Raw genomic sequence first — 23,798 nt, 5'->3', positions numbered from 1 at the left:
CCCAACTCAACTATTAATTTTTAAGATCAGCTAATATAACGTTTGTGCGCTTTATGGCACAGCCCTGGGTCACAATTTCATTCGCTATTTACTTTCGTTGAGACGGATCAGGCCGCGCCGTATGGCAAGCACCACGGCATGGGCGCGGTCATTGGCGTTAAGCTTGCGCAAAATGGCACTAACGTGGTTTTTAATGGTCTGTTCGCTTATGTTAAGTATATTGGCAATCTGCTTGTTAGTGTTGCCGTCGGCGATGTATGTCAATATTTGCCGTTCGCGCTGAGTCAGCGGAGCTACAATATTGTCGCCGAGAGAGGCCATATCCTGAAATTCATGCAAAACGTGCCGAGCAACCGATGGCCTACTCATCAAGCTTTCGTTGATAGGGTATTCGCCATGAGAAGCCCTTTTTACGATACCAATCAGTTCATCTGGCGTGGCGTTTTTAGCCAGGCAGGCTACCGCCGAACTGCGAATGGCATCAAACATTTCCTCATCATTGGGATTGGGACTCAGAATGACAACGCGCGTGTTGGGGAAATTGCGGGCTATGCGGCTGCCGAGTTCGAGTCCGCTCTGGTTGGCCAGATCGGAACCCAGTAAAACAATGTCAGGAAGATTGGCGTCTATGGCTGCCAGAATATCGTTCTTCGGATCGCCTTCAAAGATTTCGAAATCCTTTTCCTGGAGCAAAGCCTGTCGCACGCCAGCGCGAAAAAATGACTGCTCATCGATCACCATTACCTTGGTCTTAACCACGGTTGACCTCCAAACGATATAAAGTACGAGTACCTTCCATTATCAGACTACAATTTCTTTCTTTAACTTCCCTTCGTCGTTAAAAAAGGCGCCAACGTCATCCTTGCGGAAACGACGGTCCCCTCTCGAACCTATACGGTAGGATTTCAGAGCGCCCTGGTTACTCCAGCGCCTCACCGTATTTATGTGTACGTTCAAAATTCGGGCAACCTCGCTAGTTGTAAGCATGGGCTCGATTTGACTGTTCTGGTCTGCCATTCTATGTCCTCTCTAAAGATAACTAAAACTTACATCTGAACACTATAACTCATTTTAAGTGCCAAACCAAGACCTCAATAGTACCAATAATTGGGCTAATAGTCCTGGTAATTTAGTAAGGTTCGCTTAATTTGTGTCTGATTCTCAGTAGAACCTATCTTTTTACCGATGCCTTCGTTATAATTTGTGCACGTGGTAACACCGCTGGTCAATCCAGCCTGTCACCCACAACACTTCGGGTTGACACAGGGAGTTCTCAGGTGCAAGACGAACAGGAACTGGTACGAAGAGCACAACAACAGGATAAAGAAGCTTTCGCTGAGCTATATGAGGTCTATTTCGACAAGATTTATCGATATATAGTACTCAAAATCGGAGACAGGACAGAAGCTGAAGATATGACGCAGCAGGTTTTCTTAAAGGCACTCAAGTTTTTGCCTTCTTACAAACGGAGAAATGTGCCTTTCTCGGCTTGGCTTTATCGTATCGCGCACAATCAGGTGGTAGATTATTACCGGAAATCAAGCCGGCAGAAGTCCTGCGAACTAACCGAAGCTATAACCCCGGACGATCCGAATGAAAATCCTCAGCAGCAAACCGAACTGAAGGTTGACATAGAGCATCTTGTGAAGGCTACCCGCAAACTGACCAAGGCACAGCAGGAGGTAATCGCCCTGCGCTTCTCAAGCGACCTTCCGGTGGCCGAGGTGGCCAGACTGATGGGCAAGAGCGAGGGTGCGGTTAAAGCCTTGCAACACAGTGCCGTGGCAGCCCTGAGAAAAATATTGGTGGTAACTGAAGACTATGACTGACAACAAAAAGATCGATAAGCAAATAGCAGAAGCGCTCAATGAGTGCTTCGAGAGTATGCTTATAAAAAACGAGCCCATAGATTCGTGTCTGGCGCGCTATCCGCAGCACGCAGCGGAGCTGAGACCTCTTTTAGTAACCATGAAAAGAGCACTGGAGGCGAGCGCCCTTTCCCCGGATTCTACCTTCCGCGCCCGGGCCCGTTACGAGTTCCGCAACGCCTTGTATGATAACGTCTCGCGCAAGACCCGCCCGTTCCTTGCCTGGCGCTGGGCTACCGTCGTCTCCACGGTGGGCGTATTTTTACTCACGAGCACTGGCGGAGTCGTGGCTGCCTCATCCAGCAGCATGCCCGGCCAGCCGCTTTATCAGGTCAAGCGCACCATTGAAGATGTTCAGCTAACGCTAACGCCTTCACAGGCGGCCAAAGCCCGGCTGTATGCCACGCTGGCCGACCGCAGGGTCGGCGAGATAATGTATGCCGCTCAAAAAGGAGATGTGAACCTCACTGAAGACCTCACGCGACAGTTCGCCACAAACCTGAGTATGGTCTCCGCCATCATCGCGCCTAGCCGGTCACTGACTTTCGGAGGTGGTTCCAAACAGGCTGTCGCACCATCGCCCGACGGTTCGCCGGAACAATCCACTACAGTTACAAGCGCTATTGGAGCTACGAATGTCCCATCAGCTCCTCCGCCCGCAATCAATGTAGTTCCTGCTCCCACACCCACAATTGTTGCTCCCACTCCACCGACTGTTACGGTAACACAGGTTGCTCCCGTCCCGACAGCCACCTTCGCCGTGCCGCAGCCGACGATAACTCTCAGCGGCATTACCGACCCGGCTCTACTTAAACTACTGCAGCAGTATTCGGTCAAAAACATCGCCGAGTTGATGTCCATCCTGGATAAGGTCCCGCCGTCCGTCAAAACGGCGTTGCTGGCCGCCATCCAGGCTGTTACGTCCGGATACGGGCAGATTCTGGGGACATAGACCACCCAAATTTAAGTTCACAGATTGTATTCACGCTCTCTCGCACATACCGTGTTCATTGAATTTTGATTCGGGAATCACGCAGACAATTCATTGACAGCCCTGAGTCTATGATATAAACTACAGTCTGATGGCTGGCTTATGTCCGGCCTCCAGTAATTTCTCCGCCTCTGACAGGAGAACGCCCGATGTCTGATACAGGCGCTATTGACCCCAATTCCGTAGCACGGCAATCCCGCGATAAGGCAATATTCCAGGCTGAGGAAAACTATAAATCTGCCCTGAATGCCGCTGCCAAAACCAGGGAGAGCGCCATACAAGACGCCGTTAATATCAAGGTGGAGGCTGTTAAACAGGCGCAGGCTGCGCTCGATCTACCTAAAAAACGCTTGAACGAAGCCCGCGACCGTATCGAAGCCAGATTGCGCAAACGGGAACTGGACGAAGCCAGGCGTAATAAGGAACAAATATTAATCAAGGCAGAGGACACCAGGGTGAAGGCAATCAAACAGGCCGAGGAACTGGGCAAACGCATGATTGCCGAAGCCGACGAGACGCATCGGCGCGCCATTCAGCAGACTTATGAAACTGAAAAAAAGATGAAGCGAGAAGCCGAACAGGCAATAAAAAACCAGAAGGAAGCAGCCCGCAACAAGGCTGAGGACAAGCGCAAAGGCCGGCAAAGGTCTGAACAGGAAGCTGCCGAGGCAAAAATACGGGCTCAGAAAATTGCCGTCGCCGAGCGTAGCGCCCGTGAAGCTCTCGCAAAAAACCAGCAAAAGGCGAAAAAAAAGAAAACTGAACCAATAAATATCGCTAAAACGCCGGCACAGCCAGAGTCTGCGGTAAAGCCCATTACCAGAGAAATTCCGGATATGCCTTCCTGGCCATCGAAAGTCAATCAGCCGGGTCCGGCCATAAGCCGTACGGGTATGATTAAACTTACTATTGTCCATCGGGACGTTGATTCAGACCACATGGTTGATTTTGAAAACAGCCTGCGTGAAATTCCAGATATCCGCATTGTTATGGTGGGCGGGACTGCCGGGGAAGGCATTCAGATAATCGTATCGTCGGAAAAGTCCGTGGTATTATCCGATATACTGAGACAACTGCCAATGGTCGAGAATATTACCGACCGCCCTGCAAATATTCTTGTCAAGCTGAAACAGGCAGTAATTTTCGAAAGCAACGCATAAGTCTCTATAAATTTTAAATGGAGGTGACCATGCTTATCGGATTATGGATCGTTCTCGGTATCATCGTCCTGCTCTTGTTCTTCTTCATCGCTATCTACAATGGTCTGGTCGGCCTGCGCAACCAGGTCAAAAACGCCTGGTCGCAAATAGATGTTCAACTCAAACGCCGCTATGACCTCATCCCTAACCTGGTTGAAACGGTCAAGGGCTACGCTAAGCACGAGCGCGAGGTGTTCGAAAACGTCACCAAGGCTCGCAACATGGCCCAGGCGGCGACAGCATCTAACGCCGCCGAGCGCGGTAAACTCGAAGGAGAACTCAGCTCAGTCTTGGCCCGGCTGCTGGCAGTGGCCGAAGCCTATCCCGATCTCAAGGCCAACCAGAATTTCCTTTCTTTGCAGGAGGAGTTGGCCTCGACGGAAAACAAGATTAGCTTTTCACGCCAGTTCTACAACGATAGCGTACTGCGCTACAACAATCAGACCCAGATGTTCCCGTCCAACGTCGTGGCTGGCATGGCTGGATTCAAGGCCGCCGAATTCTTCGAAGTCACCGTGCCAGAGGAAAAGAACGCGCCCAAAGTAAGCTTCACCTAAAGCGGAGTTGGTATCCAATGTGGGAACAGATAAGGTCTAACCAGCTCAGGTCGGCTGTGCTGGTTGTCTTTATGGGAATACTGCTCCTGGCGATAGGTTATGTCGTAGGGCTGTACTTTCTTGATAGCGCCCTGGGCGGGCTGCTGATTGCAGCCATCGTCTGGGCGATCATGGGACTGATAGCCTTCTTCCAGGGCGACAGCATACTCCTCGGCGTTTCCGGCGCGCGCAAGATAAGCAAAGCCGACAATCCGCGCCTGTACAACGTAGTCGAGGAGATGTCCATAGCGTCCGGTCTGCCCAAGGTCCCGGACGTTTATATCATCAATGACCCGGCCCTGAACGCTTTCGCCACCGGGCGTGACTCCGATAAGGCCGCCGTGGCTATCACTTCGGGGCTGCTGGAACAGCTTAACCGCAACGAGCTGCAGGGCGTCATTGCGCATGAGATAGGGCATGTCAAGAACCGCGACGTTTTGCTGATGACTATCAGCGCCGTCATGCTGGGTGCCATCGTCATAATCTCATGGTACGCCACGCGCGTCATGTTCTGGGGTGGAGGGCGGCGTTCTGACCGTCGCTCGGGCGGTGACGGCGGCGGAAACATTCAGGCCGTCCTGATGATACTGGGGCTCGTGCTTTTGATACTGGCACCAATCTTCGCCCAACTCATATACCTGGCTATCTCGCGCAAGCGCGAGTACTTGGCTGACGCTTCCTCGGCCCTCTACACGCGTTATCCCGAGGGACTAGCCTCAGCGCTGGAAAAGTTAGGCAACTCTAATACCCAGGTGAAAGCAGCTAATCAGGCGACGGCGCCGATGTATACCATCAACCCCTTCGCCAAGAAGCGCGCCGTGAACGACTGGATGAGCACGCATCCACCCATCGCTGAAAGAGTGCGCATCCTGCGGGGCATGGGCGGCAACTCTTACGCCGACTATGAAAAGGCCTACGAGCAGATGCACAAAGGCCAGGGGATTGTGCCAAAATCGGCCTTGAACTCGAGCGCGACAGCACAGTAGATAAATCTCAAAGTTAAAGAGGGAGGCTATTAGTCCTCCCTCTTTTTTACAACCCCTCCAAAAGCTCTGCGACTCTTCTTTCGATTTTATCGCGTATTTTGATAACTTCGGCCAGGGTCTTACCTTCCGGGTCCGGCAGCCCCCAGTCCTCGGCAGTCACCAAACGGGCAGGACAGGACGCTGAGTCGAGGCAGCCCATAGTTATCACTCTATCGGCTTTATCCAGCATCTCGGATGTAAGCAATTTAGGCTTGTTGCGGCTTATATCCAGCCCAGCCTCAAGCATAGCTCTAGCTACAACGGGATTGACTGCTTCTGACGGCTGGGTACCGGCGGACATAGCCCTGGCCTTACCACCCGCCAGCCGGTTGAAAAAAGCTTCTGCCATCTGGCTGCGGCTAGAGTTGTGCACACAAACGAAGAGTACGGTTTTCATAGTAAAGTCGACCTAATACTTCGAAACGCCCTCTTCCTCTACCTTCCCGGTGATGACGAAGATGGTACGCTCGCAGATATTGGTTACGCGGTCGGCGCTACGTTCCAGATTATGCGCCACCCAGATGAGCCGCGTTGCCCGGTTGATTGTTTTCGGATCCTCTGCCATATAGGTTAAAAGTTCACGGAACACCTGGTCGTAGAGGTTGTCCACTACGTCGTCCTGCGCTATGACGCGACGAGCGGCTTCGGCGTCCCGTTTGATAAAGGCATCGAGAGCCGCTCGCAGCATCTCGTTGGTCTTTTCAGCCATGCGCGGCACATCTATGTATGGTTTCAAAGGCGGCTCGTCGCCTATCATGATGGCTATCTTGGCATTACCCCCCGCATGGTCCCCAATACGCTCCAGGTCGACTATCATGTTGAGCACCGCGATGATGATGCGCAGGTCACGCGCCAGCGGCTGCTGCGTTGCGATAAGCTCGATGCACATCTCCTCGATATCATAGCGCTTCTGGTTGATGTTGAAGTCGTCAGCAACAACCTGCCGTGCCAGCGCCAGGTCGCGGTTCTTGAGAGCATCGGCCGAGCGGCTGATGGCCTCTTCCACCATGCTCCCCAGGACCAGCAACTCTTCCTGTAACGTTTGTAAATGTCGGTCAAAATCCTGTCTAGGCATAAATTTCTCCTCTAACCGAATCGCCCGGTGATGTAGTCTTCCGTACGTTTATCTTTTGGGTTGGTGAATATCTGGTCAGTACGTCCGTATTCCACCAAAGTCCCCGCCCTGTCGTCTCCCATCAGCATGAAGGCCGTCATGTCGGAAACGCGTCCGGCCTGCTGCATGTTGTGTGTAACGATAACAATTGTAAAGTCTTTCGCCAGGCCGCGCATCAGGTCTTCAATTTTAAGGGTTGCAACCGGGTCCAGAGCGCTGCAGGGCTCATCCATCAGAATAACCTCAGGTTCTACCGCCAGTGCACGGGCGATGCACAGCCTCTGCTGCTGCCCGCCTGAAAGCGAAGCCCCTGATTGCTTCAACTTGTCTTTGACCTCGTCCCATAACGCTGCCTGCCTGAGGCTGCGTTCGGCTATCTCTTCCATCTCTGAGCGCTTGCTCCACAGGCTGGTGAGTTTGCGCCCGGCCACCACGTTTTCCATTATCGACATGGTAGGGAAAGGGTTGGGTTTTTGAAAGACCATCCCGATACGGCAACGTATGTTTACAGCATCTACGGACGGCGCGTAAATGTCTTCACCGTCGAGCAGTATCTTTCCGGTTACCTTAGCCCCGTGCACCACTTCATGCATGCGGTTGAAGCAGCGGATAAGCGTAGACTTGCCACAGCCGGACGGCCCGATAATGGCCGTTATCGACCTGGGGTGTATCCCCATATTAACATCTTTCACGGCCAAAAAGGAGCCGTAATAGGCCCTCAGATTTTCTGCCACGATAATGTGGTTGCTGACAAAAGACGATTCTAAATTTTCATTTACCGGAGGTTGTAATATAGTATTCATTATTTTCCCTGTGAGTATAGTATACTCAGGCACTCCGTTTTCTGCTCAGCCAGCGCACCACTATGCTTATTATTAAAACGAGCATCACCAGTAAAAATGCTCCCGCCCAGGCCTGCTGTTTCCAGTTTTCATATGGTGAGATAGCATACCTGTAAATCTGTAAAGGCAGCGCCCCGATGGGATTCCCCAGCCCATCGTATCCGAAGGAATTGCCAAATGCAGTGAACATTAGTGGAGCGGTCTCGCCCGCGATGCGAGCCACTCCCAGCATTATTCCGGTCACGATGCCCGCCAGCGCCCCCGGGATGACCACCGAGACCACCGCTCGCCACCTTGTGATACCCAGTGCCAGCGCCGCTTCACGCATTGAACCCGGTACCAGACGCATGGATTCTTCAGTGGTGCGCGCTATAACCGGTATCATAATGATAGCCAGCGCCACCCCCGCCGAAAAGGCCGAATAGGAATGCATCGGACGCACAATGATGGCATAGGCGAATACGCCTACAACAATAGAGGGAACGCCGGCCAGTATGTCGGAGGCGAAGCGCACCGCCGATTGGACAATGGGACTACCGAACTCGGATAGAAAAATACCGGCCATCATCCCGATCGGGACAGCGATTAACGATCCCAACCCCACCAGTATGAGCGTGCCTATTAATTCGTTGCGCATGCCGCCGCCTTCTTGTCCGGGAGGCACCGCGGCGCTGGTAATAAAATCAAGATTAATAAAAGAAATCCCCTTCACAAGAATATACCCCAACATCATCGCCACTACCAGTATAGCCAGGCCGGCAGCCGTAGCGCTTAACCCAAGCATGATGCGGTTACCCCACTTACGCCAGTTGTAACTCTTACCCCGAATCATCATTCTCTCGCCATTTTCCCTGCAGTCAATCGCCATACCAAGAGGCGGGCGATCACGTTTACCAGCAGCGTAATGACGAATAATATTAAAGCCAGTTCTATTAGACTGGAAAGACCGATCCCTGAAGCCTCACCGAACTCATTAGCTATTTTGCTGGGGATCGTGGTACCAGGCGAAAACAGAGACGCGGTTATTTTGTTGCCATTGCCTATTACCATGGTAACCGCCATAGTCTCACCGAGGGCGCGGCTCAGTCCGAGCAGTACGGCCCCAACCAAACCGGACCGTCCATAGGGCAGCACCGCCCGCGATATGGTTTCCCACCGAGTAGCCCCAAGCGCGAGCATGGCTTCTCTCTGTGTGGATGGAACGGCCCGCAAAACGTCGCGGCTCATGGCAGTGATTATTGGAATGATCATGATCGCCAGTATTATGGCGGCGGCCAGAAATCCGAAACCGAAAGGCGGCCCCTGGAAAAACGAAAGACTCCCCAAGTGTGTCCCCAGCCAGCTTTCAATGGGACTCCTCACGAAGGGCACCAGCACGAAGAGCCCCCAAAGCCCGATTATCACACTGGGTATGGCTGCCAGCATCTCGATGATAAACGAAGCTGGTCCGCGTATCCATGCGGGAGAAAGTTCCACCAGAAAGATGGCCGCCCCTATACTCAGGGGAACTGCAATGACCAGAGCCAGGAGTGAACTTATCAGGGTCCCGTATATGGCAGGCAATGCTCCATACTCATTTTTAACGGGGTCCCAGGTGGAACTGCTCAAAAATGGCGCTCCGAACTCCCGTATAGCCGGCCATGCTTGTAGCGTCAGTACCACCAGAATGTTAACCAGGATAGCTACGATAATAAAAGCGCAAATCAGGGTAACCTGAGTGAAAGCCCGGTTACCGATGCGCAATACACCGCTGGTTCTATTTTTCAGCATCATCGTTCTTTCGGGTTTCGTATAAGGGAGAATGCAGAGAGTGTCTTCGCTCTACATTCTCCCATGTTCTTGCCCCAGGATTCAAGGGTTAGCTCGTGCGCAAGGGCTGTCCCTGATATTTGATGGATTTAACCAGGGCTTCAGCCTTGACTACAGCGGCGCTTGAAAGCTGGGCGTAGTTCAGGCCGGCGCAATCCGCCTGTCCCTCGTGGATAGCCCACCAGAGCATGTCCACTAGTGCGGTACCCTTGGCTTTATCCGTTTGATTGGTATAGGCCAGTATCCAGGTGAAACCAACGATGGGATAGGCTGCCGGGTCCGACGAATTGGTGACCATCACACGCATATTGTCGGGCAGGGTTACTCCGTTGGCAACCGCGGTGGCCGAGGCCACGCTGGGGAGTATATATGCGCCGGAGGCATTCTTGAGTTGAGCATGTGCCAGCTTGTTCTCAATGGCATAAGCCAGCTCCACGTAGCCTATCGAGTTAGGTGTCTGCTGTACTGAACCGGCTACGCCGGCGTTTCCCGAAGCGCCAATACCCGCCGGCCAGTTCACGGAATTAGCGGTCCCCACCTGGCTATGCCACAGGGTGCTTACTTTGTCCAGGTAGTTGGTGAAAATATTGGTGGTACCTGAACCGTCAGAGCGGTGTACCACGGCGATGGTGGCATTGGGCAGTGTTAGTCCCGGATTGAGCGCGGTGATGGCCGGGTCGTTCCATTTCGTGATAGTGCCCAGATAGATATTGGCCAGCACATCTCCGGCGAGTTTAAGTTGTTGCGTGGGAACACCCGAGATGTTGTAGATCAGGGCTACTGCGCCTGCGGTCATGGGGATGGTTACCAGCGAGCCGTAGGCGTCTTGTGCCGCTTTTAGCTGGGCGTCACTCAGCAGTCCGTCGGACGCCCCGAAGTTGACCGTACCATTGGTAATAGCCGTTATGCCGGCACCAGACCCTACGGACTGGTAGTTAACCTTGACTCCGGTGAGAGTAAAGTATTTACTGAACCATAGGCTGTAAAGTGGGTTGGGGAAGGTAGCGCCTGCGCCGTCAAGGCTAACAGCCTGGGCAGGAGTAGCGGTCGTTATTGTAGTCGGCGTTGAGGTACAGCCGGTTACCATGACGACTGTCGCGAGTGAGATGCTTATTATTGCTGGCGCGAACTTTCTTAGTGTCTTGGTCAATTCCTATTTTTCTCCTTTTCCAATTTCCTATTTCGATTTTCTCTATTCCGTTATTTAAAGAAGTCCCGGCTTACTTTCTAAGATGGAGCGCTGACCCGTTATTGAGGGTAGCCTCTATCTGAGGTTCATCCAGGACCTCGGGATGTTCGAACAGCAGGTGCATCACCGCTTCGGCGGTTACCATGTTGGTTGCCAGGGGCACATTGTGCACGTCGCATACCCTCATCAAGGCCGCGATGTCCGGTTCGTGCGGCTGCGCGGTCAGCGGGTCCCGCAGGAATATGACCGCCTTCACAACACCGCTCGCCACCATAGCCCCAATCTGCTGGTCTCCTCCCAGCGGGCCGCTATTGACCAGCGTTATGGCAAGGCCGGTACCTTCCCGTACCAGCTGCCCTGTGCTGCGTGTCGCCACCAGGGCTAACTTTGCCAGATTTTCTTTATGCTCACGCGCCAGCTTGACCATTTCTTCTTTTTTGCCGTCGTGGGCTATCAAAGCCAGTGTAAGTTTTCCCATACTATTTCCTCTCGTTTCTTAGTTTAATCATAGGGGATATACATTAAGGTTAATTCAAGGGATTGTTAAAGGGACGTAAAATAAAATGATGGTGCAGATGGTCAAAATATGTTATCAGATTGTACAGATTAACTTGGCAAGTTAAGGAACAATGGGAATTTTTCGCCCACCTCCGCGGGTTATTCCAATCAAACGGAGCCCCGGTTTTTGTGTGAGGTGGCCTTTAACCAGTAGAAGGCTATTCTTCAAACTTGTAACCCACTCCCCTCAGCGTGATGAGATGCTGCGGGTGCTGGGAGTCATTCTCGATTTTCTGCCTCAGCCAGCTTATATGAACATCAACGGTGCGAGTATCTCCAGCGTAATCATAGCCCCATACCCTATCCAGCAACTGTTCGCGCTTGAATACCTGGCCGCTGTTCTTTACCAGAAAAGCCAGCAGGTCGAATTCCTTGGGAGTGAGCTCGAGTGGTTTTCCTTTTAGGAGTACAGAATGGCGGGTCTCGTCCATCTCGATAGAATCGGCTTTGATTATAGTGACTCCATCCCGGGAGGCGCTGGATTCCTGGTTTAGCATCTGGCGGCGACGCAGCATGGCGCGTACTCGTGCCATCAGTTCTCGTATGCCGAACGGTTTAACCATGTAGTCATCAGCGCCCAGTTCCAGCCCTACTACGCGATCTACTTCTTCGCTTTTGGCAGTCAGCATGAGTATGGGTATGCTGCTTTCCTGGCGCAAAATACGGCAGACTTCTAGGCCGTCTAGCTTGGGCAGCATCAGGTCTAGAAGTATGATATCCGGTTTCTCGCTCCTGGCGACTTCCAGAGCCTTAGCTCCGTCAGCGGCGCTGAGCACTTTATAGCCTTCTTTGGAGAGATTGTACTTGATGACACCGGAGAGTGTCTGGTCGTCTTCCACCACTAGGACTTTGGCGGGTTTCGGGGATTCATCAGCCATCTAGTCTTACCTTCCGGGAACGCTAAAGACAATTATAGAAGGCATGCGACGGCATTTCAATATGTTTTGGTCAATAAAATAAACTAGACGGAGGATATCTCAGCTAGTTTGAGTCTTTTTCCAGTTTTCGGATTTTTGAACCATCTCAACGGCGTTTTTTACTGACGTTTCGCTGCGCGAAACCCCTCCCAGCATGGAAGCCAGTTCCTTGATACGATTATCCACCTCAAGGACGGCTAAATTGCTGGTGGTTCTCTCGCCTTCGTTCTCTTTGTTCACCGAGAAGTGTGCATCGGCAAACACCGCTATCTGCGGCAGGTGGGTGACGCAGATAATCTGGTGATGACGCGCCAGACTCCACAGCTTTTTGCCTATCACATCGCCGCTACGCCCGCCCACCCCGATATCAATTTCATCGAAGACCAGCACAGGCGTGTGGTCAGCCTCGGCCAGTACCATCTTGATAGCCAGAGTAAAACGTGAAACCTCACCGGTGGAGGCAATCGCGGCCAGAGGTTTGAGGGGTTCACCCGGATTGGTGGATACCATGAACTCCACCTCATCCGCGCCGTCCCTGGTGAATGCCACGCATCGTCCCTTGTCAAAAGGGATGCCGCCTTCGTCGTCCGCTTGCCGGATGGCGACCTCGAAGCGTACCTGGGACATGTTGAGTTCGCCCAGCTCTTCTTCGACGTCTTTCTCGAATTTGGCCGCTGCTTTCTTGCGGGCAAGGGAGAGGAGTACTGCCTGTCGGCCTAACTCCTCCTTAAGTCTGGTTATGTCATTCTCCAGTCGAGCCTCATCCTCTGTTGCAGATTCGAGGCGGGCTAGCTCCGAGTCAATGTTCTTCTGGTGTTCCAGCACCTGCGCCACACTCGTGCCGTATTTCTTTTTGATTGTGTGGATGAGTTCCAGCCGTCCCTCAATCTCTTCCAGTTCGCGCGGGTCATATTCCAGCCTCTCTTCGTAGGAACGGATATCGCGGGCGGTCTCTTCGATGCCGGCCAACGCGCTCTCAAGGGTATCCGCCTGTGTCTTTAGAGAGGGATCGAGCGCCACCAGGGATTGCATGGAGCGTATGGCCTCGTTGAGACGGGAGAGGGCTACCGGGCCCACGCCGTCGTCGCCGTTAAGCGCCTGGTAAGCCTCATAGGCCAGCGCCTTCAGTTTTTCGCAGGACGATATGACGCGGCGTTTCCGTTCCAGTTCATCTTCTTCGCCATCCTTTAGCTTCGCTCTGGTAATCTCGTCGTTCTGGTAGCGCAGTATCTCCTGGCGGTGGACGCGCTCGGCTACGGCCTGTTTCAACTTGGCCAACTCGTCTTTCAGTGCGTACAGCCGTGAGGCACTTTCCCCGAATTCTATTCTTTTATCCGTGCAGTGCGCGTAGGCGTCCAGATAGTCCAGGTGATGCTTTTTGTCGAATAGAGAAAGGTGCTCGCTCTGTCCGTGAATATCCACCAGCAGCCTGCCGATTTCGCGCAACAGGCCACGCGTGACGGCGCTGCCGTTGATGCGTATAACGCTGCGCCCCTGGCGGCGGAACTCGCAGCTCATCACCAGGTCGTCCTCTTCGACGGCTATGCCCTTTTCTTCCAGCAGTTCTCTCAGCCGGGGCCAGAGTGGGTTTTTAGCGATAAAAAATACAGCTTCGATACGCGAGCTGTCGGCGCCGTAGCGGATACTTTCTTCCTCCAAGCGCCCATCCAATAGCGCTTCAATGGCATCGATAACCAGCGACTTGCCGGCGCCCGTTTCACCGGTGATGACATTGAAACCGCCAGCCAGACACCAGGTGAGTTCATCGATGATGCCAAGGGACTTGACTTTGAGTTCGGCCAGCAAGCGTTTCTCCTTGAAAATGCTGCTATATTCTTAGCATAAAGGGACGCTATAAGTAAAATGCTGGACAATCCGTTGTTCCTTTTCTGAGCATTATTGAGTGTCCATGCTGGAGACCATGATGGATGGCCGAAGCATCTGGAGGGGAGGATCCCCTATGTTATCTCTCCTCTAGGGGAGAGATAACAGTAAGGTTTAGTGTTTGAGACTTTCATCATCTTTACTCTAATATAAGACGGGGACGGCAAATGCCGTCCCCGTCGTTGTTTCTCTAATCCGATTGCTAGATGGCGAACTTGCCATTGCGATACAAAAGCTGCCCGTCCACCCAGATCTCGCCGCCCTGCCGCAGGTCGCACACCATGTCCCAGTGAATGGCTGATTCATTCTTCGATCCAGTCTCGGGGTAACCAGCCCCCAGCGCCATATGGAAGCTGCCGCCGATTTTTTCATCGAAGAGAATTTCCTTGGTGAACTGCTGTATGCCCTCGTTAGTGCCGATGGCGAACTCTCCCAGGAACCGCGAACCCTCGTCGGTATCCAGCGTTTTCAGCAGGTAATCCTCGTTTTTCTCGGCCGTGGCTTTGACCACCTTGCCCTCTTTGAACCATAAACGGACGCCGGTGACCTCATGTCCGGCTTCTATAGCGGGATATGAAAAATAAACATGGCCGCTGGCGCTGTTTTCCACCGGTCCAGTAAAGACTTCCCCGTCGGGCACGTTTTTGTCTCCGGCGCAGCTAATGAATTTGCGCCCGGCGATGCTCAGATGTAAATCGGTTTCTTTGCCGATGACGTGCACCTTTTCCTTATCCTTGAGCCAGGCGACGATGCGCTCCTGCTCCGCCGACACCTTCTTCCAGTAGCCCACAGGGTCTTTCATATCCGGCATGCAGGCTTTATAGACGAAATCCTCGTAGTCGGATAGACTCATCTCTGCGTCCTGTGCCATGGCGGCGGTGGGATATGGGGCGATTACCCAGCGGAATTCCCCGGCGGCCGTGCGCCGCATCATCGTTTTCATCAGGTCGGTGCGGCTCTTGTCAAACCATACCATCTTCTCCGAGGGCACACGGCTGAGCGCCTTGCTATTCTCGCCGCCGAGCACGACGATGCGCACATCGTATTTTTCAGTAACCACGCGCTGCAGCTCGTGCACATATTCAATCTGCTCTTTCGAGCCGTAGCGATAGAGAAGCTCCTGGGTGTCCATCGAACGCGCTACTACTACAGGATGCCCGCCCGCCTGCAATACTTTGGCATAGATAGCGTTGATGAGGGGCGTGGTGACGTTCTCCCCCGTTATAGCCACTTTATCGCCCGGCCTAACCGCCACAGAGTAGCCCACCAGCAGGTCAGCCAGTTTTTCCAGCCTCAAATCCGCCATTTGATGCTATCCTCCATTCAATAAATGTCCAGCCTTAATATTAGCAACAAGCGGGTTACCTAACAATGCTCCCGTAGGACTATTGATAACCGTCCGATACTCTTGCGCAGATGCGTTCATCACAATTTCTTTTGGATTATGTTAATCTGGTTAGCGCACATCCTATTTGACCTGAACGGCTCAATACGACATTGATAAACTAAAGTCAGGTTTGACCATTTTGGACAAGTAAGCTACACTTTTATCAACTCGAAGATTACCCAGGAAACTCGGAGGTAAATGTGAAGTTACTGGTTATCGGTTGTGGACAGTGTGGCGGCAGAATCGCTGACGAATTCGCTCTCATGAACAAGAAAGCCCACGTGCAGGGCGGCTTTGATATCCTTACCAACGTACTGGCGGTTAACACCGATGTGGCTGACCTCAGCGGTCTGGCATACATTAAATCCGACTTCCAGCACCGCATCCTCATAGGCAACAAGAAGACCGGCGGTCACGGCGTCGGCAAGATGAACGACGTGGGCGCCGACATCGCCCGCTCCGATGGCGACAAGGTCATCGAAGCCATCCGCCTCTCGGCCCACCTGGCGGACACGGACGCCTTCCTTCTCATCGCCGGCGCTGCTGGCGGCACAGGTTCAGGCTCCATCTCTGTGCTCACCCATATGATCAAGGAGCGTTATCTGGATAAGCCGGTCTATAACATGGTCGTCCTGCCTTTTAGATATGAAGAAGCTACTGAAGAACGCTCCATTTATAATGTCGGCACATGTCTCAAGTCATCTTACCTCGCGGCGGACGCCATTTTCCTGGTGGACAATCAGCGTTATCTAAAGAAGAATGCCCCCATCCGCAACAACCTGGCCAAGATAAATCGCATGGTGGTCAAGCCATTCTACAACATCCTTTGCGCCGGCGAGGAAACCAACCCCAAGTTTATCGGCAGCAAAGTGCTAGACGCCGGAGACATAATCCAGACCCTTTCCGGCTGGACTGTCATCGGCTATGGCAAGGCAAAAACCCCCAGGTTCGAAGTCAACAAACTGGTGGACTTCCGCGAGAAAAGCTCCGAGACGCAGCACGGTGTTCAGGCCATGGATGAAGCGCTGGGCGACCTCTCGGTCAAGTGCAATCCTACCGAGGCCAAAAAAGCTCTCTACCTGTTGACCACCGCTCCCGGCCAGATGAATATGGACCTCATCAACGACCTATCATCTACGCTGAAAACGATGGCGACCGAGGCCATCATCCGCACCGGCGACTACCCGCACGGCCAGGGCACGGATATCGAAGTCACCGTCATCCTCTCCGAGCTGGTCAACTCGCGCAAGGTGATGGACTATTTCAGCCGCACCATCGAATACATCAACCACGCCAAGCGGCGCCAGAGCGGCGTGGAGTACGAGCAGATGGGACTCGGTGAGACGTTCAAAGACATCCCCAGTCTGCTATAAACCTGATTGCATCTATAAGCGAGAGGCTCGATATAAATAGCGAGCCTCTTTTTTATTCTAAGCGCGATATTTCTAGTCTTCCTCTATCACGTGGTCATCTTCGCCTTCCGCCTCGCCGGGCTGGCTGGTCTCCGCTTTGAGGTACATCCTCGACAGCGACTCCATGCGCTCCTGCATCTTCTTCGTGGCTATTTTGGCTATCTGCTTGTCGCTGACGGGTGGCTCTTCGATGGTCATAGTCTTCTCGAATTTCTGTGCCACAGCTTTTTCTTCTTCGGTAAGTTTTTTCGGAGGTTTCGCAGGAGGAGGGTCTTTGCCTCGGACAGCCGCTGCCAGTTGTTCGGCAGTCTGTTGAGTTACCTGTTTAGCCTTCACGTTCACTTCGCTCGTGTTGCTTAACATCTCCCCGAAAACGCGCACCCACAACTCACCGGCTTCCTGAGCGGCACGCTTGGCTGCCTCCGCAGCTTCTTGAGAAGCTCTTATCGCTTCATCTGCTGCCTGTCTCACAGTTTGCACCATGGCTTCGGCGCGGGCTACTGTTTCCTGAGAGGACTTTACGGTTTCTTCCGCCGCTTTTTGGGCTTCTCTGGCGATAGCCTCCGCCTTTTCTATTTTCTCCTGGGTCATCTTAGCCCAGTTGGCCAGGTTGTCACGGATGTTCTCGCTCGTTTTCTCTACGCGCGTCACCGCCTCCAGCGCCTGGTTAAGCGCCACGCTGGCAGTGTCTTTAGATTCCTGGCCGATTTTTTCCGCCTGTGCTGCCGTTTGTTCGGCCGCCCGCCTGGCTTCCTCTGTCCTGGCGACCGCAAGGTGCGATTCAGCAATAGCCTGAGCAACTGCCTGGTTCACTTCCTTAATGGCCGCATCTGCCGTTTCCTTGGCCGAGCGGCTGGCGTTCTGAGCCGCTTCTCTGGCGCTGCGCGCGGCTTCGCCTGTCGCCAGTTTGGAGGCTTTGGCTGCTTCTTCCGCCCTGGCGATAGCTCCCTGAGAAGCTCTTATGGCGTCTTCGGAAGATTCCCTGGCCCACTTGCCGGCTTCGTCAGCTCTCTCTATCGCCTGCTCAAAAGACCTGGCATACACTTTAGCCGCCTCTTCGGTAGCCTTGAAATGTTTCTCGGCCTGCCGGGCCAACTCTCTGGCTGTCCTGGTGGCAGCTTCTGTCACCTCTCTTGTCGAACGAGCGACTTCATCTACGCGCGCCGATGCTTCCTGGGAAGCTCTCAATGCTTCATCGGCCATCTGTCGCGCCGACTTGTCAGTACTCTCGGTTTTAGCTAACGCTTCCTTTGATAGACGCAGGGATTCATTCGATATGTCAAGAACTTCCAGACCTGTCTTTTCAGCCCGGCTGACCGATTCTTTGGAAACCTTGATAGCTTGCCTAACCTCTTCCCGCACTTCGGTAACGCCGGCTTCCAGTTGAGAGGTTTTGGCCTGAAAGTCGCGTGCCAGTTGCAGGGCGGCTTCTTCATTTTCTCTGGCGGATTTCTCAGCACGAAGCACTAACTCCGCGAAATTCTTCTGAGCGGCTTCCGCAGATTGGCGCGCCCTGACGGCGGCTTCTTCAGCCTTTTGCTTGGCCTGCTCAAAAGTTCTGGTATTTGCACTGGCGTCATTTTCGATGGCCTGAAGCGCTTTATCCGCGGCTCTGACGGCATCATCCGCCGATTTGGTGGCTGTCTCGGCCACCTTCTTGGCCAGTTTACCTATCTCCCTGGCCTTCTCCAACGCTTCACGGATAATACGTTCGCTTACTTCCATAGCGCCCTGCAACTGCAAATCTATATTGTTGGCTCTCGCCATGATATCCTTAAGAGTTTCATTCCCGCTTACCACCTTTTCCAGATCGCTGTCAGACATTAAATGCAACCTCCCATCAGGATTCTGAGGTCATTCTATAATAGGAACATGTATTTGGCAAACGCAATAGAGGCGCTCGATAGTGAAAAAACACGATGAGAATTTCAATCGATGGGGGAAATGACTATTGCTTGGCCGTGGAGACAGGCTGCTCCAGGAAGTATTTCCGCTTGAAGTACAACGCCACGTTGACCAAGATGATGAGCGACGGTACTTCGATGAGGGGCCCGATAACGGTGGCAAAGGCTTCACTGGAGTGCAGGCCAAAAATAGCGATGGCGACAGCGATGGCTAGTTCGAAGTCGTTAGATGCGGCGGTAAAGGATACGGCTGTAGTCTGCGGATAGGTGGTACCCATCCTGCGGGCGATGAAGAAGGTAACAAACCACATTAGACCAAAGTACAATGCGAGCGGCAGGGCGATACGCGCCACATCCAGCGGCAGCGCGATGATATTCTCGCCTTTCAGTGAGAACATGACGATGATAGTAAAGAGCAGCGCCGCCGGGGTGAGGTAGCAGATTTTGGGGACGAAGGATTTCTCAAACCATTCCCGGCCTCTGGCTTTAATCAAGCCGTAGCGGCTGATAACACCTGCAATCAGCGGTATACCCAGGAATATGAACACAACTCTGGCTGATTCGGCGATGGAGATGCTAACCGATATTTCGTCCGTCAGCCCCAGCCTGGGAAGAAGAAAAGCGATAAAAACGAAGATGTAAACAGCGTAGAAGAGCATCTGAAAAAGCGCGTTGAAGGCGACCATACCTACCGCCAGCTCCCGGTCGCCCTTGGCCAGGTCATTCCAGACGATGACCATAGCGATACAACGGGCGAGTCCCACCAGAATGAGGCCGACCATATATTCAGGCTTATCGCGCAAAAACAGAACGGCCAGGCCGAACATCACGAGTGGTCCGACTATCCAGTTCTGCACCAGCGAAAAGCCAAGCAGTTTCGGGTTCTTAAGCACCTTAGGCAGCTGGTCGTAGTTCACTCTGGTGAGCGGCGGGTACATCATCAGGATAAGGCCTATAGCTATAGGAATAGAGATGGCACCGACCTGGAGCGAGGTAATGGCATCGGTCACTCCCGGGGCAATCTGCCCCAGCAGGATGCCGAAACCCATGGCCATGAATATCCACAGCGTAAGGAAACGGTCCAGTACCGGCAACTTGGCGGCGACTGATTTCTCCTGGTTCAAGGTGGTGCACTCCTTTCTTGAACAAGTGTCATGTGTAACCAAAACTTGCCGTCTCTTGCAGTGATATTTTTGAATGTGACAACGCCCAATTTGCCCGCGCACGATAGCTAAGCTATCATTTTCCCCCTTGTCAATTCATTCAAGCAACGAGCTATTGACTTTTGAGTTATCGTGATGTAAACTGCCTAGAATTCTTAATGCGCATATAAGATTATACCACACGGTAGCAATAGCTTGCTACAACATATCAACCAAATGCCGTGATAGTCATCGCCGACACGCGGGAATGAAACTGAGATGATAAAGGAGATAGTAAAATAAATGTTAAAAGATTACGTTCTCCCGTCTAAAAAAGGCGTAACCAGGTTCCTCTTTTTCTCAGGCAAAGGCGGCGTTGGGAAAAGCACCATGAGCTGCGGCACAGCCGTCTGGCTGGCAGGCCAGGGGTATAAAACACTTCTGGTAACCACCGACCCCGCGCCCAACCTCAGCGACATCTTCGCGCAAAACATCGGCCACAAGGTCACTGCCATTGATAAAGTATCTAACCTCTGGGCTATCGAAATCAACCCCGATATCGCATCTGAGGAGCATCGCGAAAGGGCTATCGCTCCGGTGCGGGACATCCTTGACGATAAGCAACTTCATATCATTATGGAACAGATGAAAAGTCCCTGCGTCGAAGAGGTGGCGGCTTTCGACAAGTTCATAGAGTTCATGGACGACCCCCAGTATGACGTGGTTATATTCGACACGGCGCCCACCGGGCACACCATCCGCTTGCTGGAGCTCCCCAGCGGCTGGACTAAGGAAATCTCAAAAGGGGGTTCCACGTGCATCGGCCCCAGTTCTTCACTGCAGGGAGCCAAGCTAAAATACGGAAAGGCCATTGCCTATCTCCAGGATAGCGCACAAACCTCTTTTATTTTCGTTTTGAAGGCAGAAAATCTCTCTATACTTGTAACCAGGCGCAGCCAACAGGAACTGGGCGCTCTGGGAATCAAGATTAATCTCCTGATTGTTAACGGTCTTTACCCCGCGGAGGCCTGCACCGACGCTTTCTTTAAAAAGAAGCTGGCCGAACAGGAGCATCACATGGCGCTCATCGAAGAGGAATTCAAGAGTATCGAAAAGATGCGGTTCCCTCTGATGCCATCGGAACTTAACGGCTTCAAGTTGTTGGAAGCGATCGGGCGGTACCTTTACGAGGACACTGCCCAAGCCATTCAGTTTGAAGATTCTTCGCATCAGAAATCCGCCGGCGTGTCTTTGCGTTACGACCGCGAAAAGATATACTCTCTGCTGTCTCCAGCACCTGGCGAGAAGACCAGGTACGTTTTCATTACCGGCAAGGGCGGAGTGGGCAAGAGTACAGTCGCATGCATGACCGCGCTGCACATGGCGGAAAAGGGATTTAAAACATTCATCCTGACCACAGATCCGGCATCCCATCTCGAAGCCATTTTCGGGCAGAAAGTCGGGCATGAGCCCTCGGCCATCAGCGGCGAACCCAACCTGTATGCCGCTCGTATAGACCAAAGGAAAGCTCTGGAAGAATACCGCCAGCGTATCCTTGAAGCCGTGAAAGACCTGGGTGATGAAGTAAAAACCTCCGTGGAAGAGGACCTCAATTCTCCCTGCGCCGAGGAAATGGCGGCTTTCGAGCGTTTTATGGCCTACCTGGTGCCGGGCCCTTATCAGATAGTCATCTTCGATACCGCTCCCACCGGACATACTCTCAGGTTGCTGGAACTGCCTTCCGACTGGCACGGCTATATCGACCTCGGTTCCCTCACCAAGAAAACCTCGGATGGTACCATCCAGGAATACGACACCGTGATCGCCACCATGCGCGACCCGCGTAAAAGTACTTTCGCTTTCGTCATGTACCCCGAATTTACCCCCATTGTCGAGGCATGGAGAGCCTCGGAAGACCTGAAGGCGCAGGTCGGCATCCATACAAATCTGGCGGTCATAAACATGTTGATTCCCCGGGATTGCGGCAACAACGCCTTTTTCGACAGCCGCCGCAGACAGCAGGAGAAATATATGCCACTGCTTAAAGAGAAATTCCCTGTGCCGTTGCTGGGGATACCCCTTTTCGACCATGAACCTGAGGGTCTAAAGGATATTCGTGCTCTCGCCAGCGAGGTTTTTGATACGCGTGGTGGCGTTGACAAAACATGATATCGGATGTAGCATTAATTGAATTAAGCCGTAAATGCGCATATAACATTAGAAAGCGACATCAATAGGCGGCCCGATTCAGCAAGACCAAGTACAGTTTGAAACGGCAGATAGGAAATAACATGGAAAACCGCCAGCCTGGTTCCTGTCTCGTCTGCGAGCTTGGCCTTGTCACCTTTCCTGAGGCCATGGAATTCGAGCACAGGCTGATTAAGCTCAGGGCTAACGACACAATCGATGATGTCCTTCTAATTTTTGAGCATCCTCCGACGATAACGCTCGGTAAATTCGGCGACAGAGGTAATATTTTAGTACCCCCAGCAGAACTTGCACAAAGAGGTATCGAGTTCTACGACTCTGACCGCGGCGGGGACGCTACATTTAACTGCCCCGGCCAACTGGTCATTCATCCAATCATGAACCTGAGATATAGAGGAGCGCGCGCCTATGTTGCTGAACTTGAAGAAGTGGGATTGGGCGTCTTGCGTGATTATGGCATCGCCGCTGAAAGGTTGCCGCAACACCCCGGCGTCTGGGTAAACGGCAAGCAGATTGGAGCCGTCGGCTTGCATATCAGCCACGGGGTCAGCATGCATGGCTTATCTCTCAACGTGAACCCCGACCTCGACTCCTTTAAGACCATCAATCTATGCGGCATCGCCGGCAGGTCGGCTACTTCGATTGAAAACGAACTGGGGTATGAGGTTTCGATGTCGGAAGCAAAACAGCGAGTGATGAGCTGGTGCTCGAAGATATTCCACGTCGACCTTCTATCTATTTCAAAAGAGCAGCTTAGGAAATTATGTTTTTAACCGCAGCCTTCTCAAGCGAATTAATGGAGTAAATTTTGCACGGGTGAATTGAGAGGCATCAAAGGGTTATCGATGAATATGAGCATCCACAATTTGGAAGGGGAATACCTGTCATGCAAAGAATAGCCTTTGTCACAGGCGGCAACGGCGGTATCGGGACGGCCGTAGCCGAGCGGCTATTAAGTGAAAATTATCTTGTTTTATACACGTACAACAAGAATGACCCCGACCCCGTAGAAATATTGCGGAGGTATCCTTCCTCAAGAGCCTACCATTGTAACCTGCTGGACAGGGACGAAGTGGATAATTTAGCAAAAGATGTCCTGGAGCAATATTCCAAAGTAGACGTACTGGTTAACAATGCCGGCGTAATGCTGGACCAGATTTTCGTTAAAATGAACCGCGACCAATGGGATTACGTTATCGACGTAAACCTGAAGTCTATTTTCAGTTTTTCGCATGCATTCCTTCCAGCTATGATAAAACAGAACTACGGACGTATCATAAATATTTCTTCAATAACCGGCCTCAAGGGTTTTCACGGTAAAGCGAACTATTCGGCGTCCAAAGCCGGCATTATAGGCTTCACGCGCTCTCTGGCAGTGGAGGTAGCCTCCAAGGGTATCACGGTTAACGCAGTGACTCCGGGTATGATAGATACCAAAATGATTAAGCACATCCCTGGGAAATATATGGTCTCTATTTTAAATCAAATACCTTTACACCGCCTCGGTAGACCAGAGGAAGTCGCGTCATTGGTGGCATTCTTAGCGGGAGAAGATAGCTCATATATTACCGGTGAGGCTATTTCCGTAAGCGGAGGATACTAGATCTTTAGCTATAATCCAATGGACACTATCATTGCCCGAATATATACTTATAAATGACATTCTCCCCGACGCAAGCGTCGGGGTATCACAATAATCTTAGTTGATCTTTGTGAATCTGGATATATTTACCGGATTCGCCGCAAGCGGCGG

At 52.4% G+C, this 23,798-nt stretch carries 22 protein-coding genes and 1 pseudogene; 9 read left to right on the top strand and 14 right to left on the bottom strand.

Annotation, left to right across the window (positions count from 1 at the left end):
* Positions 1-84: 84 nt before the first annotated feature.
* On the bottom strand, positions 85-741 hold the full coding sequence (locus C4542_07045; GenBank protein ID RJO61194.1) for a DNA-binding response regulator: 657 nt from the start codon (positions 739-741) through the stop codon (positions 85-87).
* 60 nt (positions 742-801) lie between these two features.
* Positions 802-1,017, bottom strand: a complete 216-nt coding sequence (locus C4542_07040; GenBank protein ID RJO61184.1) for a DNA-binding protein — start codon at positions 1,015-1,017, stop codon at positions 802-804.
* Positions 1,018-1,277: 260 nt separating this feature from the next.
* Between C4542_07040 and C4542_07035 the strand changes: the two genes are divergently transcribed.
* The 5 genes and pseudogenes from C4542_07035 to C4542_07015 all read left to right on the top strand — a co-directional run bounded on the left by C4542_07035 (position 1,278) and on the right by C4542_07015 (position 5,657).
* On the top strand, positions 1,278-1,829 hold the full coding sequence (locus C4542_07035; GenBank protein RJO61183.1) for a sigma-70 family RNA polymerase sigma factor: 552 nt from the start codon (positions 1,278-1,280) through the stop codon (positions 1,827-1,829).
* Entirely contained in the window at positions 1,822-2,820 is a 999-nt protein-coding gene (locus C4542_07030) for a hypothetical protein (protein ID RJO61182.1), read from the top strand. Before C4542_07035 ends, C4542_07030 begins: the two co-directional genes overlap by 8 nt.
* Before the next feature lie 188 nt (positions 2,821-3,008).
* Positions 3,009-4,019 carry a hypothetical protein gene (locus tag C4542_07025; GenBank protein ID RJO61181.1) on the top strand — a complete coding sequence of 337 codons (1,011 nt, stop codon included), beginning with the start codon at positions 3,009-3,011 and terminating at the stop codon, positions 4,017-4,019.
* Between the two features lie 29 nt (positions 4,020-4,048).
* Entirely contained in the window at positions 4,049-4,615 is a 567-nt protein-coding gene (locus C4542_07020; GenBank protein ID RJO61180.1) for a LemA family protein, read from the top strand.
* Positions 4,616-4,632: 17 nt separating this feature from the next.
* A pseudogene (locus tag C4542_07015) lies at positions 4,633-5,657 on the top strand (peptidase M28).
* A gap of 29 nt (positions 5,658-5,686) precedes the next feature.
* Here C4542_07015 and C4542_07010 read toward each other — a convergent pair.
* The 10 genes from C4542_07010 to C4542_06965 all read right to left on the bottom strand — a co-directional run bounded on the left by C4542_07010 (position 5,687) and on the right by C4542_06965 (position 15,298).
* The gene (locus tag C4542_07010; GenBank protein RJO61179.1) at positions 5,687-6,076 is read right to left on the bottom strand and encodes an arsenate reductase ArsC; all 390 of its coding nucleotides are present in this window, start codon (positions 6,074-6,076) and stop codon (positions 5,687-5,689) included.
* A 12-nt stretch (positions 6,077-6,088) separates the two neighbouring features.
* Positions 6,089-6,754 carry a phosphate transport system regulatory protein PhoU gene (gene phoU / locus C4542_07005; GenBank protein RJO61178.1) on the bottom strand — a complete coding sequence of 222 codons (666 nt, stop codon included), beginning with the start codon at positions 6,752-6,754 and terminating at the stop codon, positions 6,089-6,091.
* Positions 6,755-6,765: 11 nt separating this feature from the next.
* A complete protein-coding gene (pstB, locus tag C4542_07000; protein ID RJO61177.1) occupies positions 6,766-7,596 on the bottom strand; it encodes a phosphate ABC transporter ATP-binding protein in 831 nt (276 codons plus the stop codon).
* A gap of 25 nt (positions 7,597-7,621) precedes the next feature.
* Positions 7,622-8,470 (bottom strand): phosphate ABC transporter permease PstA, encoded by an 849-nt coding sequence (pstA, locus tag C4542_06995; protein RJO61176.1) that lies wholly within the window; start codon positions 8,468-8,470, stop codon positions 7,622-7,624.
* Entirely contained in the window at positions 8,467-9,408 is a 942-nt protein-coding gene (gene pstC / locus C4542_06990) for a phosphate ABC transporter permease subunit PstC (protein RJO61175.1), read from the bottom strand. Before pstC ends, pstA begins: the two co-directional genes overlap by 4 nt.
* Before the next feature lie 85 nt (positions 9,409-9,493).
* Positions 9,494-10,531: a phosphate ABC transporter substrate-binding protein PstS gene (gene pstS, locus C4542_06985; GenBank protein ID RJO61193.1), complete on the bottom strand. Its 1,038-nt coding sequence runs from the start codon at positions 10,529-10,531 to the stop codon at positions 9,494-9,496.
* A gap of 133 nt (positions 10,532-10,664) precedes the next feature.
* Complete coding sequence (locus tag C4542_06980) at positions 10,665-11,111, bottom strand: methylglyoxal synthase (protein RJO61174.1); 447 nt, start codon at positions 11,109-11,111, stop codon at positions 10,665-10,667.
* Positions 11,112-11,349: 238 nt separating this feature from the next.
* Entirely contained in the window at positions 11,350-12,069 is a 720-nt protein-coding gene (locus tag C4542_06975) for a DNA-binding response regulator (GenBank protein ID RJO61173.1), read from the bottom strand.
* A gap of 99 nt (positions 12,070-12,168) precedes the next feature.
* Complete coding sequence (recN, locus tag C4542_06970; protein ID RJO61172.1) at positions 12,169-13,932, bottom strand: DNA repair protein RecN; 1,764 nt, start codon at positions 13,930-13,932, stop codon at positions 12,169-12,171.
* 262 nt (positions 13,933-14,194) lie between these two features.
* Positions 14,195-15,298: an aminopeptidase gene (locus tag C4542_06965; protein RJO61171.1), complete on the bottom strand. Its 1,104-nt coding sequence runs from the start codon at positions 15,296-15,298 to the stop codon at positions 14,195-14,197.
* Between the two features lie 290 nt (positions 15,299-15,588).
* Between C4542_06965 and C4542_06960 the strand changes: the two genes are divergently transcribed.
* Positions 15,589-16,752 (top strand): cell division protein FtsZ, encoded by a 1,164-nt coding sequence (locus tag C4542_06960; GenBank protein RJO61192.1) that lies wholly within the window; start codon positions 15,589-15,591, stop codon positions 16,750-16,752.
* 72 nt (positions 16,753-16,824) lie between these two features.
* Here C4542_06960 and C4542_06955 read toward each other — a convergent pair whose 3' ends face one another.
* Both C4542_06955 and arsB read right to left on the bottom strand, forming a co-directional pair.
* Entirely contained in the window at positions 16,825-18,615 is a 1,791-nt protein-coding gene (locus C4542_06955; protein ID RJO61170.1) for a hypothetical protein, read from the bottom strand.
* A gap of 124 nt (positions 18,616-18,739) precedes the next feature.
* Positions 18,740-19,750: an arsenical-resistance protein gene (arsB, locus tag C4542_06950; protein ID RJO61191.1), complete on the bottom strand. Its 1,011-nt coding sequence runs from the start codon at positions 19,748-19,750 to the stop codon at positions 18,740-18,742.
* 390 nt (positions 19,751-20,140) lie between these two features.
* On the opposite strand from arsB, the gene C4542_06945 reads away from it, so the two are divergent.
* From C4542_06945 to C4542_06935, 3 genes are all read left to right on the top strand, one after another.
* Entirely contained in the window at positions 20,141-22,006 is a 1,866-nt protein-coding gene (locus C4542_06945) for an arsenic-transporting ATPase (protein RJO61169.1), read from the top strand.
* Positions 22,007-22,128: 122 nt separating this feature from the next.
* Positions 22,129-22,818: a lipoyl(octanoyl) transferase gene (gene lipB, locus C4542_06940; GenBank protein RJO61168.1), complete on the top strand. Its 690-nt coding sequence runs from the start codon at positions 22,129-22,131 to the stop codon at positions 22,816-22,818.
* A 113-nt stretch (positions 22,819-22,931) separates the two neighbouring features.
* The gene (locus C4542_06935; GenBank protein ID RJO61167.1) at positions 22,932-23,648 is read left to right on the top strand and encodes an SDR family oxidoreductase; all 717 of its coding nucleotides are present in this window, start codon (positions 22,932-22,934) and stop codon (positions 23,646-23,648) included.
* Positions 23,649-23,798 lie beyond the last annotated feature (150 nt).

The sequence above is a fragment of the Dehalococcoidia bacterium genome (genome assembly GCA_003597995.1).
In the GTDB taxonomy this organism is placed as follows: Bacteria; Chloroflexota; Dehalococcoidia; order Dehalococcoidales; family UBA1222; genus SURF-27.
This window is presented reverse-complemented; position numbering and strand designations above follow the sequence as displayed.